This window comes from Acinetobacter sp. LipI_19 (assembly GCF_058242925.1).
In genome coordinates this window covers 801,117-814,676 of sequence record NZ_JBZAYK010000001.1, presented here as the reverse complement: position 1 = coordinate 814,676, position 13,560 = coordinate 801,117, and the positions used below count along the sequence as shown (strand labels likewise).

The window sequence follows — 13,560 nt, the reverse complement described above, 5'->3', positions numbered from 1 at the left end:
CACTATTTTTTACGCTTTCCTTTTACTGATATATGTTTGAAAAGCAACATGCTTTAAATAAAACGTGTTTTTTCTAATGATTCGACTGTATCAATCAGGTCACTGATAAGTTAGGCTTATTTTTATAACGTTCAGTCAAAAATCAAAAATACAGTTTATCTAGATGTTTTATTTTGCAGATGCCCCATATATTGAGTCGGGCTTAAACCTAGAACTCGGTGAAACATGGTGGTGAATGCAGCAGGATTTTTAAAGCCAAAATCATAAGCAATTTTCTGGATCGGCTGATTTTGGAGCAATTTTTCAAGACTTAACAGTACACAAGCATGTTGTCGCCATTTTGAAAAAGACATCCCGACTTCACTTTTAAACAGCCGACTAAAATGCCGTTCGCTGATATAAAGTTGTATCGCAATTTCTTCAGGTGATAAATGAATATTTGGCTGCTTTAAGAACTTTTGGCAAATTTCTAACATGGCTTTATCTTCTGGTAAAGGTAAATGCAGTTCAATTGTTTCAGAAATTTCCAGCTCGGTTAAAATCAATTCTTGAATCAGCTCATCATGTCTTGAAAGCGGTTCATTTAACTCTGGTGCTTTTAAAAGTAATTGTCTAAGCAAAGGCGAAATTGACAGAACTTCACAGCATTCAATCTGCCTAGGGACGTATTCAGGAAGGATATACAAACTACAGGTTTTAACATTAAACAAAGTCAGTTGATGCGGAACTTGTGGTGGAATCCAAACTGCCCTTTCTGGTGGAATGATCCAGTTTCCTTGTGGTGTTTCAACATGCATCATGCCCTGAGCTGCATAGAGTAATTGTGCTCGTTTATGGCTGTGCATCTTCAACACATAATAATCAGCATACTGCGTTTCTATCGCAATCATTTTATGTTTTAAATGCTCAACGCTATGAATCGAGATTTGTTTCATATCTCTGTCTGATTTGAGTAATTAAATGCGGAATATAACAAATTTTAGTGATTGGGAAATCCTTAAACTGGTATTTATTTTCAAAGATCTATGCTTATGGAACTCTATCTTATTTTATTGGTTGCAGGATTTGTCAGTGGCATACTCACCATATTATTTGGTTTTGCTGGGGGCTTTGTGGTGGTTCCCTTGGTTTATTCGACAATCCGTATGCAATATCCAATTCATTCTACCGCCTATGATTTAGCTTTTAAAAGTGCTGTTGCCACCTCATTGTTATTGATGGTGATCAACTCAGGATTGGCAAGCTATCAGCAATATAAACAGCGAAAAATACACACGCAGTACTTATTCCCCATTGCTTATTGGATTGCTGCTGGTGCAATTTTAGGTACTTTGATCGCCCTGAATACTTCATCACATCTGTTAAAATGGGCTTTTGCACTCTATTTGTGTTTTACAATTTTTGATTGTCTGATTCGTCAATTCAGACAGCCCCACTCAAATGCTCAAACAGTAAGATTACTCACCAAAACAGAGCAAGGCTTAGGCGGAATATTCATCGGTGGGATAGCTGCTGCTTTGGGTGTCGGAGGCAGTGTTATGACTGTTCCCCTGTTCCGTCGTTGTGGTTTGGATATGTCTTCATCGGTTGCCCTTGCCAATCCTTTGAGTATGCCAGTTGCGCTTGCAGGTTGCTTCACCTTGATCATTGGACAATTCATTCAACCCCAACATTTAGGCACGCATTTTATTGGTTATTTTTATTACCCTGCTTTAATTGCGTTGATTATAGGGGGCTTTTTAGGCATGAAACTTTCGATAAAGTGGATAGGGAAATTGTCTAATCAGCTGCATGAACGTGGTTATATCCTATTACTCACGCTGGTTTTGATCAGTATTTTATTTCAATAACCAAGACTGGCAGCTTAAAGACTTAATGCTTACCTGTTAACAATCCAACTGAAAACCAAGCCATATATCGTTTTAACACTGCAACTGTTAAATTTGATAGATGTTGCAATCGAACGCCTCGTGCTAAAAATTATATGATTTTAGAGATTTAAATTTATGCTGATGAGTTAATTAAAAAAAGCGAAAAGTGAATTTAATGGTTAAATTAAATTTACTTTTCGCCATGTCATTCTTACATTTCGTATGATTGGTGCAGGTACATTAGAATTTCTGAGAAATACTTACCTTATAATCTCGACCTGTACCTGTCATATATTCACCCAAATACATTTTGTAATCACGATTAAATAAATTATCAATCGAGAAATTCAGCGTAGGCCCTTTTGCACCGATTGGCTGCCAGTCTGCATAAACACTATGTAGTGAATAGCCTTTGGTTTTAGGTAATGAAAATGAAGATGCCGCAATTGACTTATCATTGTCAGAAAGGCTTCGGTCTTGCGCAGCTACAAATATCCCTCTCCAGCCCATAGTTAAGTAATGTTCAGGCACATTTACCCCTAAAGTCGCCGTGGCTTTTTTCGGTGGAATATTGGTCATCCATGTTTTTTGATCAAACCATGGATTTACCGGGGAATTATCACGTTGCCCGCGAATATAGGAATAAGTTAAACCTGCGAACCAAGTTGGCTGGTTATAAAAGGCTTCGGCTTCATAGGCTTTGATGGTGTAATCAGTCACATTACGATAAAAACCATGATCATAGTTGCCTTTACAATCCGCTACGCTACCCGAGCCATTGTTGGCATTGTTTTCTGCTTGTGCTCGACAGAATGTTGAACGATTACGAAATATCTCATCACTACCCCGATTATGATGATAAGTTAAACGAACTTGCAGATGATCTTCATTGCTAAACACATCATCAAAATTCATCTCATTTCCGACACGAATCGCCAACATTTTTTCAGGCAGTAGATAACGACTAGTCGAGGGAACAGTGGTCGCTGCGGATTGCACATAATATTGTTCATCAACACGAGGCGCACGCCAAGTTTTACTCACATTTGCAAACCAAGTCATATAGTCCGCCTGTTTCCAAGACATCGCTAAACGTGGAGACCAGCCAGTATAAGTTTTACTAGAATAATCATGTCCAGCAGTTGGATCATTAAATCGTGATGCACGATTTGGCTTGCCGTTATTTTCGATATGATCATAGCGTAGCGATGGTGTAATGACGAAATTATTAATCTGATATTGATCTTCAACAAATGCACTGAGCATTTGTTGATCGCCAGCAGGCATATAGTTCGGTTCGTAATAACCAAAATTATAATCTGGCTTTTTGGCATTGTTCTTGTCATATATCAGCGAATTTTGTTCCATTTTCTGATATTGCGCGCCAACTTTTAATTTATGCGTCCCCAAATTTGTTGGAATGTCGCTGATATTATTTATTTTCAATGCAGTATTGGTATAAGTCACCCAACTTTCGTTGCCTAACAGTGCCGCTGAACCGTTTACACTTGGCAAGCGTTGATCATGCTGATAAGTCTTTGAATAGGATGCGACCGCTTTTAAATTTAGATATGGATTAGCGTCAGGGTTGAACTCATAACTTGCTGAGTAACTGGTATCTTCTTGATCACGGTCCACCAAACGGCGCTTCCAAGCCTCTTCATAGCCATATTTGGCAATATCTGCTTCAGTTGGTACTGCATCCTGATCACGCATAGCAGCAAAAGGTTCCCAGCCCTCATGCCCACTTTGCATCGCATTTAAAGAAATTTTATGACCATCTGCTGGATAAAAATTCAGTTTGGCTAAATAGGTTTCTTGCTCTTGCCCAGAATATAAAAACTGACTGCCATCTGGGCGCTTTACATTTCCACTATCGCGATTGGTATAGTAAAACAGACCATCGACCAATCCATTCTCTGCTTTACCATATACTGCACCAGTATAAGTATTTTGGCTGTTATTGGAAAAACGTGAATATTTTAAAAATGCACCAATATTTTTATCAGCGTCCAGTAGATCAGTGGCATCTTTGGTTTCAAGTGTGACCTTACCGCCAAAACCGCCATTTCCTACTTCAACATTATGCGGTCCTTTATCCACCGTGATTTTCTTTAAAATTTCTGGCTCAATAAAGACTGAACCCTGTCGATATTTGTCAAACGTTTTAACAGAATCGTCTAAGGTAATGGGAACATCTGCTACACCACCCATCCCTAAAATATTAATCGTTTGCCCCCCCGGGCGTGGAGATCCGGCTGAACCAACACTGGGCATATGATCCAGTAATTGTGCAACATTATTTGCCTGATAACGATCAATCGCCTTTTGATTCAGTACGCTTTGGCCAAATTGTATAGTGTCTTTTTTTATGGCTTCTACCACAATCGGTGTCATCTGATAAATTTGGTTTTCATCAGTACGGGCATTTGAACTTGTTGTTTTTCCTGTTGTTGTATTCGCTGTATTAACTACTGGGATTTGTACAGTAACGGGCTTTTCAACTAACAGATAACCTGCTGAGGTTTTTTGAATCTGAAATGGCGTATTTTGCACCAATAACGCAAAAAACTGGTCTAAGCTATATTTACCCTGAATCGTCTTCACCCGATAACGATTAGTTTTTTCTGGATCTAATAATAAAGATACGTTGGCTTGCTGTGCCAAACTATTTAAAGCTTGGGTAAGTGAACCGCTTTGCACTTGATAAAAAGTTACTGGTAAAGTGTTATTTGCATGCGTTTGCATACTCATTGCACCCATAGAAAGTGCGATTGCAACAGCCAAAGCAACAGGCTTTATTGCTGTCTGATATAAAGATTGAGACATTCTTTACTCACCCAAGGTTAAATGATAATCATTAACTTCATTCAGTTAAAATAATCTGTGTTTTCATGCGTTCTAAGTTATATGACGAAGCAGACAGAAAAAAACCGCAATGAACTGCAGTTTTATTTAATTTTCTCAATCTGCAACAAACAAACTATTCCCTGTTGAAACCATCAGACAAAAATTAATTATAGTGCAATGTATAATTTACTCTCGCTGTGACATCCTGAGCATCGACAATCCCTGTTTTGGAAAAATAGCTTACTCGAAAACCTACTCGGGCGACATTACTAGTCCCATAAACAATACTTCTTGCTTGGGTATCCCAAGGCGCAGAAAGATCAACAATATGCCAGCCACCTGGAGTACTTATTTGAATAAAAACAGGGTGTTTAACAGAAGCACCTGTGGCTTTATTGATCAACAAAGTCTTATCCGATTCATCTAAGTCAGTTGCTGAAATTGGACTGAGATGAATACCTTTAAAGGCTATATTTTGTGCCACATCACAGTAATCACCCAAGCCATTTACTAAGTCCAGAAAAATGTTTGTGGTCCCTTGTATCGTATTTGTAGGGGTAAAGCTTGAATTAGGCACAGCGGCCATCGGAATCATTATATTCTTCATGCCAGTTCCTGGATGAATTTTAGTAGGTCGTAAAGTACATGTTCCATCAGTCACAGCACCATTCACTGTAATTTTTTCCATCTACAGCAAACACATGACTACTTGCCAAAAGTAAAGCCCAAATAGCCAATGTAGGTAGAGTAAGTTTCTTCATTGAATTCACCTTACGAAGTTTTAATTATTTTTTAATTGGCTTAATCAACAACAAACATATTGTTCCCAATTGAAACCATCAGACAAAAATTAATTATAGTGCAATGTATAATTTACTCTCGCTGTGACATTCTGAGCATCGACAATCCCTGTTTTGGAAATATAGTTGACTTGATAACTTACGTGGACGGCCTGACTATGGCCATAAACAGCGTTTCTTCCCTGAGTATTCCAGGGCTGAGAAAGATTCACAGGTACATTGCCACCCGAAACACTTAATTGAATAAAAACAGGGTTTTTAACAGAAGCACCTGTAGCTTTATTGATCAACAAAGTCTTATCCGATTCATCTAAGTCAGTTGCTGAAATTGGACTGAGATGAATACCTTTAAAGGCTATATTTTGTGCCTCATCACAGTAATCACCCGCACCATTTACTAAGTCCAGAAAAATATTTGTGCGCCCTTGTAACGTATTTGTAGCAGTAAAGCTTGATTTAGGCACAGCGGCCATCGGAATAATTATATTCTTCATGCCAGTTCCTGGATGAATTTTAGTAGGTCGTAAAGTAAATGTTCCATCAGTCACAGCACCATTCACTGTAATTTTTCCATCTACAGCAAACACATGACTACTTGCCAAAAGTAAAGCCCACATAGCCAATGTAGGTAGAGTAAATTTCTTCATTGAATTCACCTTACGAAGTTGTATTATTTTTAACTGCTTTATCAACAACAAACATACTGTTCCCTGTTGAAACCATCAGACAAAAATTAATTATAATGAATGTTATAATTTACAGTCGCTGTGACACTTTGAGCATCGACAATCCCAGTCTTTGAAACATACGTAACAAGATAATTTATAATTGTATCTTGCTGCGGAATAGGCGTGGTTGCTGGAGAGTACGCCTGAGTTCCCCAAGGTGCAGAAAGGTCGACAGCTGCTCCCTGCCAAGTGGTTAGTCGAATAAATATAGGATTTGTAGCAGAGGCGCCTATAGCTTGATTGACCAATAAGGTCTTATCCGTTTCATCTAAGTCTGTTGCTGAAATTGCACTGAGATGGATACCTTTAAAAGCTTTAGTTGTTGCTGCATCACATTTACCACCCGCAGAATTTGTTAACTTTGCAAAAAAATATGCACCAGCTTGCTGTGGGGTACTGGGAGCAAACCCAGATTTAGGTACATCTTGTAAGTGCATTGTTAGATCTTTCTTACCACTTGCCATTACATTGTAAGCTTGTAATGTACAGGTTTGGTCAACCACGACACCATTCACTGTAATTTTTCCATCTACAGCAAACACATGACCACTTACCAAAAGTAAAGCCCAAATAGCCAACGGGGGTAGAGTAAGTTTCTTCATTGAATTAACCTTACGAAGTTATAATTATTTTTAACTGGCTTAATCAACAACAAACATATTGTTCCCTGTTGAAATCATCAGACAAAAATTAATTATAGTGAATGTTATAATTTACAGTCGCTGTGACATTTTGAGCATCGACAATTCCAGTTTTAGAAACATACTCAACTTGATAACTTACGAAAGAGAAATCTTCCTTATCGCCATAAATCATACTTTTTGCCTGAACTCCCCACGGTGCAGTAAAATCCACAACATTTCTATGATCCGCGAACATTTGAATAAAAACAGGATTTTTAACAGAAGCACCGCTTGCACCTGTAGCTTTATTGACCAATAAAGTCTTATCCATTGCATCCAAGTCAGTTGCAGAAATTGGAGTGAGATGGATACCCTTAAAGGATTTATTATGTGCCACATCACAGTACGCGCCCGTACCATTTACCAAGAACAGAAAAAAATTTGTGGAGCCTTGACTTGTATTTGTAGGTGTAAAGCTTGATTTAGTGATAGCCTTCAACGGAATAATAATATCCTTAATGCCAGATCCCACACCAAGTTGAGGTTGGATCGTACACGTTCCGTCAGTCACAGCACCATTTACCGTAATTTTCCCGTTGACAGCAAACACACTATTACTTCCCAAACTTAAAGTCCAAACACTCAATATGGGGAGAATAAGTCTCTTCATAGAATTAACCTCATGAAGTTTAAAACAATATTACTTTATCCAAATTACAAAAAAATAAACCCCACATAAACAAACACATTTAAATATATACACCCCTGCTTCCATTTATTTAAATTGCCTATTTATTTTAAAATCTGTTTATTTTAAGCATAAACTTGTTTTAAAATCCAGCTATTCAAAATTTATTTTTATTTTAAATTTCAACCAATTTAAAAAAAACCACCACCCCCACAACAATATATTCTCACCACAATATCTCCCAAGTTAACTCTTTATCATGCACATACATTGAAAAAATAAATAAATTATTTTAATTGTTTTTATTCAATAACTTATAAATTAAATCAATAAAGTTATAATCAATATTGTATTTTAAAACAGAATTTAATGATCTAAAAACATAACCAAACATAAATAAATTATTTTAAAAAAACTCTATTAAATTAGGCTAAAATAACATTTTTGTTATTTTGAAGTAATATAAATCACATAATTACCAAGTTTAGTAATTTTAATTGGATAATGACTAACCAATAAACGCAGGGTTTGATCTAAATCCTGTTGCGCATTAATCACACCACTGACTTTATAATCTTTTAAAGTAGAGTGATTAAAAATTAAATATTGATGATGATAACGACTTAAGTTTGTGAGTAAATCAGGCAAAGGAAGTTGATCTGCCAATATCTGATGCTTATCCCAAGCAAACTCTGTCGATGCAATATCAAGTTTAGATATTGGACTCAAACCAAGTGGATTAGCGGTAATTTTTTCACCCTGCTTGACTACTTTTGATTGATGATCTTTGCCCAAGGAACGAGTTTCAACTTTAGAATGCAGCATATTTACCACGCTGCTGTTTGAGTATTGATAAACGATAAATCGAGTACCGAGCGCTTTAAAATCTGCTTGAGGTGTATGAATGATTAACGGTCGTTGAGGGTCTTTGGCAACATCAATATACATGTCCCCTTGAACTAAATTGATTTGTCGTTTTTCAGAACTAAAATCTAGTTTAATTGCAGATTTTGCACCTAAAGTCACTTTGGAACCATCTTGCAAGGTGATTGAATGTATTTGGCCAACTTCAGTTTTAAAATCAGCAGTATGGTACGACAGCATCGTTGAATCACTGGCTAAATAGATTACACCGCCTACCCCTACAAAGAACAGCAAGGTTTTACTCAGCATTTGTAAAATATGTTTTTTACTTTGCTGGCTGAGTTTCATTGAATTTCGAACATTTTGGCTAGATATGCCATGTGTTGTTGAAAATTGCTGCATCGTTTGTGAGAAACTAAGCATTTGATCGAGTTGATCATGATGTTCAGGGTACTTGTTTCTCCACGCTTCAAACTCGATTTGAGCTTGTTGACGTTCATGTAAATCATCGGTATTTAACCGAACAATCCATAAAGCCATCTCTTTTTGTAGTTGTTTAGCGTTCATCTTGCTCTAGCTCAAGCAGATTGTTTTTCGCCTCATAACATAACTGTAAACAGTCAGCTAAATATAGCTGTGTCGTGCGTAAAGATTTACCAATCTCAGTCGCAATTTCACTCTGACTATAACCTTCAAAGTAATACATAATAAAAGCTTTTCGAGTCAGGGCTGTCGTACCCTGCAAAGCAACAGTGAGAAAATCTAAGATGAGTACTGCTTCTTCAATTTGATTTGAAGATAATAAAATATCCTGATCATCAGCATGCTGTTTTAGGGTTTCTAAATAAGTCTGCTCTAAAATATAACGACGATGTTTATCAATAAGTAAGTGTTTAGCAACATTCACCAAATATGCACGCGGTTCTTGAATAGAAAAAAGCTGTTGAGTTTGTAGCAATTTTACAAAAGTATCTTGAACCAAATCCGCTGCAGTAAAGGGATAGCGGACTCGCGAGTTCAACCAGTGTCTCAACCAATCATGATGATCCAAATACATGTCTTGCAATATCTGCTGCCGTGAGGGTGTGGGGAGAATTGGAACCATAAAATTAAATTTAAAAACCCTAAACAATAATAATTATCGTTTACATTCCATGATTTGTAAATGCTCTCTGAAGGAACTTTTTTTGTAAGGTCTTTTGCATGTTTTTCTCCTTCCATTCGTCATCTCTTATATACCGCCTTTTAAATCAGAGAATGGAATGAATCAAGCACTGATCAATGAACCAAACGCTCAGCAACAACTTAGTTTGTCAATGCGTCTAAAATTACAAACTGCAGATGAGCATGAAAGAATGCATAAGCTGATGGCACAAGCAGATGTATTTTCAAGTTTAGAAAAATATGCTTTATTCACATTGTCTCAGTATTATTTTCAATTAGAAATCGAACATTTATTTCAACAAGATCAAGTAGCTTCATATATAACTGATATTGATATTCGTGGTCGCTCTGCTCAGGCGTTACTCGATCTGCAAGATTTAGGTATTCAGCCTCAAGGTCAAACTTTAGAAAGCTTAAATGTGACTTTCCCTGCTGCCCTAGGTTGGATTTACGTTTCAGAAGGATCAACATTGGGAGCTGCATTTTTATTTAAACAAGCTCAGCAACATTTAGGGCTCAGTGCGGAAAAAGGCGCTCGCAATTTGTCTGCTTATCCTGAAGGGCGAGCTAAGGTTTGGAAACGATTTGTTCAAGCTCTAGATCAAGCTCGACTTAGCCCAAGCCAGAAAGATGAAGTTATTCAAGGTGCGCTTGATGCATTTGAATATTTTGGCAATGCATTAATCAATTTAGAGCAACTTCATTAGTTCTGTTGCAGAACAGTGAATTGATCTGATGGTAGAAGCTTGTACAGCCACCTATTACAGTGAAAAGTTTAAATTTGATTGGCATAAACAATATATCTTTCATAAACAAAAATATGATTATATGGCGTGAATCGTATTGGTATTGAAAGTCCCTTCTCCCTTCGAGAGAAGGCTAGGATGAGGGGCTTTTATCTTGATTTACGGTTTTAAAAGGACTAATGAAAGAAGCCTAATGTCTCACTCTTGTACTGTCTCATCCTTACGCTACAAAAAAGTCATGCTTTGTTCTTGCTTATGTTGAGCAAGGGGTACGTCCTATACGCCCACGATATCTACACCATGTAGAATTCAATGACGCAAAGGTGCTTGCACAGCCCTATATTACAGTGAGAAGTTTAAATTTAATTAGCGAAGGCGATGCCTCACTTTTCAGAGATGAAAAGATGACAAAAATCTTCCGTTTAACAGGGCTCTTGCGCTGCAAACAAAGCAGTGCTTTATTTTTGCTCATATACCCCCGCCCAACAGCGACATCCATGTCGCCATGCGTTAGCTACACCATCTAGTATTCAATGAAGAAAAGGTACTTACACTGCCCAACCTAGGTTGCAAAGTTTTAGCTCATTGGTGTAAACAATAGATCTTTCATAAAGCAAATGATTGAATTAAAGAATATTAATTAGGAGAAATTATATTCTTGTGTATGAGTTTTTTGACAGGTTAACTATATCAACTATTTCGCTTGTTTTTGGCTATACAGCATAACCAAAATAGACAATAGAAATAGTCCCCCCATCAACATAACAGTAACATGAAAAGCCATCAGTTCAGCAGATTCTAGGCTATTGCCTTGCTGTTGAGAAAAAGCCGTCATAAAAGTCATCGTCGTACCCAATACTGCAATTCCGAGTGTCATTCCAAGTTGGCGTAGGGTATTTAAGATTGCTGCCGCAAAATTTGCATCTTGAACTTGCACACTTCCCATAATCAATGTACTTGAACCTGGCACGATCAGTCCCATCCCGATTCCCATCAGTCCACCACATAAGACAAATAGCAGCAAAGATGAATCGAGTTGAAAACTCATCATGGCCAACAACGCAACGCCTGCAATTGCCAAGCCCAGTATCAATAAGCTTGCCACTGTAAATCGTTGATGTAATTTGGCAAAGGCTATTGAAACAAATGCTTGAGTTAAAAACTGTGGTGCAATCAACCAGCCAGTCTGTGCTGCACTCAACTCGATCTGATTTTGATAAAATAAAGCAAATATAAATAACGAACTATATCCTGCAAAACCCAAGATAAATGAAATTGCGTTATAAGCTAAAAAATGTTTGTTCTTAAATAAATGATTGGGGATCAAGGGATGAACTGTATGTTTTTGCTGCCATGCAAATGCCATACTCGCCACACCAAACAAAACAATACTCAGCATCAACCAATGCTTTAAATAGTCGTGTTGTAGGGCAATAATACTATAGGTTAATGTGACAATGGCAACAGCGCTATATAACAAACCAAGATAATCAAACGGTAGAGATTGAGATTTCTGGTCTGGGTCAATTCCCTTATATCCCAAGTAAATCGTCACAACCCCAACTGGAAGGTTAAGCCAGAATATGCTTTGCCAACCAAAATGATGCACCATCAAACCACCGATTAGCGGGCCAACAATCAATGAAAAAGCACTAAAAGAACTCCAGCGACCAATTTCACGTGCTTTGTCTTGTGGTTGATGAAAATGATGTACCAAAATCGCCAAAGCCAGAGGGATTAAAACTGCGCCAGCCACCCCTTGAATCATACGGCCAATGATCAACAAACTAAAATTGCTTGCCATTGCACAAATCATTGAACCCACTATAAAAATGATGACACCCAACAGCCATAATTTTTTACGCCCTAAACGCTGGCTTAATGCCCCCACTGCTAACATCAAACTCGATAGGCTTAAAGCATAACTATCAATTACCCACTGTAGATCAGCCATATCGCTATCAAATTCTTTTTGAATGCTTCCAAGTGCCAGATTGACACTACTTAAATCCACCAAACAAAGAAATGTGCTGATATAGAGCGCTAAAATGAGATAAATCGGTTGGCGAGATGCGTTCATACATCACCTAAGACAGATAAATGAGAATCATTATACTATATACTGACCGACCGTCAGTCAATTGAAAAGCACCGAAAAATAAACACCTCATTTTGGTAGACATGACTCAACTATCTTTTTGAAGATCACCAACGAGATATAACTAAATGACTTGCTCTTAGATCACATAATCATTTTTTATCTAAAATATAAGCTGAAATAAATATAGAAAGATCACTCATCATGACCTAGCATTTTTAAATATTGCATCGCAATTTGTCGCGAGAAATCTGTACTATCTTGCAGTTGATTGGCAATTGCTTCATCCGTTACCCCATGCACCCCCGAATAAATCAACAAAGCGGTTAATTTTGGCTGTTCTAAATGCCAAATGCCTGCTTTCTGACCACCCTTTAAGATATGCAGTAATTGTTCAACTATCATATTTTTTTCTTTATTTTGACGCTCATGATGATGTGCGCCAAAAACAATATCATGTATAGGATAACTGTTGAGATAGGTGTGAATATTTGCAGCGACCCAAACTTTAAATTGACTGACCCAATCTTCTGCATCACATTTTGCAACTGCTGTATCTAGAGCCTCAATAAAAAAATCGATATAACGTTTTTTTAATGCTTCAACAATATGCTGTTTTGATTCAAAATAATGATAGAACGTGCCTTTAGCCACACCCACGCTGGCGATAATTTCGCTAATCGTGGTTGCTTCCACCCCTTTTTCTAAAAAAAGCGTTTGTGCAGCATTCATCAGCTCATCAATTCGGACTTCTGCTGGCTTGGTTTGCCTTTTTGTCACCTGAGTAGAAGCGACTTGAGATTGTGATGACATACTTCTCTATTTTCTACACATAAGAATTTAATTATAAATGAGCCCTTCCCAATTCACAATTGAAGCCAAGCTCAGTTCTCTAATCACTTTAACATCATGAAGATATACAGACGATTGATTTTAGATTGAGCATATCCGACAGAATATCAAAGCCAGCTTAGACAGTTTTTGACTTCCTGAGGCGTTTATTCAATCTCTCCATAGAGTTGCTTCATAACTCATCATGTTGAGTGAATCATATAGGTACTGAAAGTTCCATCTCTCTTTGGGGGGACTAGGATCAGGGAGGAATTTAAAATTGTTCTATCGTTTTAA

The 13,560-nt window shown here is 37.4% G+C and carries 11 protein-coding genes and 1 pseudogene; 2 read left to right on the top strand and 10 right to left on the bottom strand.

The window, feature by feature from the left end; all coding sequences use genetic code 11:
* Positions 1-155 precede the first annotated feature (155 nt).
* Complete coding sequence (locus AC4CVF_RS03815; RefSeq protein ID WP_419327824.1) at positions 156-935, bottom strand: AraC family transcriptional regulator; 780 nt, start codon at positions 933-935, stop codon at positions 156-158.
* Positions 936-1,031: 96 nt separating this feature from the next.
* Here AC4CVF_RS03815 and AC4CVF_RS03810 point away from each other — a divergent pair, with 96 nt between their 5' ends.
* Complete coding sequence (locus AC4CVF_RS03810) at positions 1,032-1,850, top strand: sulfite exporter TauE/SafE family protein (RefSeq protein WP_419327823.1); 819 nt, start codon at positions 1,032-1,034, stop codon at positions 1,848-1,850.
* Positions 1,851-2,111: 261 nt separating this feature from the next.
* Here AC4CVF_RS03810 and AC4CVF_RS03805 read toward each other — a convergent pair whose 3' ends face one another.
* The 7 genes and pseudogenes from AC4CVF_RS03805 to AC4CVF_RS03775 all read right to left on the bottom strand — a co-directional run bounded on the left by AC4CVF_RS03805 (position 2,112) and on the right by AC4CVF_RS03775 (position 9,529).
* Positions 2,112-4,700: a TonB-dependent hemoglobin/transferrin/lactoferrin family receptor gene (locus AC4CVF_RS03805; protein ID WP_336954061.1), complete on the bottom strand. Its 2,589-nt coding sequence runs from the start codon at positions 4,698-4,700 to the stop codon at positions 2,112-2,114.
* Between the two features lie 184 nt (positions 4,701-4,884).
* Positions 4,885-5,482: pseudogene (locus AC4CVF_RS03800) on the bottom strand (fimbrial protein).
* Positions 5,483-5,571: 89 nt separating this feature from the next.
* The gene (locus AC4CVF_RS03795) at positions 5,572-6,168 is read right to left on the bottom strand and encodes a fimbrial protein (RefSeq protein WP_490788915.1); all 597 of its coding nucleotides are present in this window, start codon (positions 6,166-6,168) and stop codon (positions 5,572-5,574) included.
* 86 nt (positions 6,169-6,254) lie between these two features.
* Positions 6,255-6,851 carry a fimbrial protein gene (locus tag AC4CVF_RS03790; RefSeq protein WP_336954063.1) on the bottom strand — a complete coding sequence of 199 codons (597 nt, stop codon included), beginning with the start codon at positions 6,849-6,851 and terminating at the stop codon, positions 6,255-6,257.
* 88 nt (positions 6,852-6,939) lie between these two features.
* Positions 6,940-7,542, bottom strand: a complete 603-nt coding sequence (locus tag AC4CVF_RS03785) for a fimbrial protein (RefSeq protein WP_419360538.1) — start codon at positions 7,540-7,542, stop codon at positions 6,940-6,942.
* A gap of 465 nt (positions 7,543-8,007) precedes the next feature.
* Positions 8,008-8,991, bottom strand: coding sequence for a FecR family protein (locus tag AC4CVF_RS03780; RefSeq protein ID WP_490788914.1), 984 nt, complete (start codon positions 8,989-8,991; stop codon positions 8,008-8,010).
* Positions 8,981-9,529: a sigma-70 family RNA polymerase sigma factor gene (locus AC4CVF_RS03775; protein ID WP_490788913.1), complete on the bottom strand. Its 549-nt coding sequence runs from the start codon at positions 9,527-9,529 to the stop codon at positions 8,981-8,983. Before AC4CVF_RS03775 ends, AC4CVF_RS03780 begins: the two co-directional genes overlap by 11 nt.
* A 157-nt stretch (positions 9,530-9,686) precedes the next feature.
* On the opposite strand from AC4CVF_RS03775, the gene AC4CVF_RS03770 reads away from it, so the two are divergent.
* Positions 9,687-10,295, top strand: coding sequence for a biliverdin-producing heme oxygenase (locus tag AC4CVF_RS03770; RefSeq protein WP_336954068.1), 609 nt, complete (start codon positions 9,687-9,689; stop codon positions 10,293-10,295).
* A gap of 733 nt (positions 10,296-11,028) precedes the next feature.
* Here AC4CVF_RS03770 and AC4CVF_RS03765 read toward each other — a convergent pair.
* Positions 11,029-12,414: an MFS transporter gene (locus AC4CVF_RS03765; RefSeq protein ID WP_336951485.1), complete on the bottom strand. Its 1,386-nt coding sequence runs from the start codon at positions 12,412-12,414 to the stop codon at positions 11,029-11,031.
* A 213-nt stretch (positions 12,415-12,627) separates the two neighbouring features.
* Positions 12,628-13,245 (bottom strand): TetR/AcrR family transcriptional regulator, encoded by a 618-nt coding sequence (locus AC4CVF_RS03760; protein WP_336951487.1) that lies wholly within the window; start codon positions 13,243-13,245, stop codon positions 12,628-12,630.
* Between the last annotated feature and the right edge of the window lie 315 nt (positions 13,246-13,560).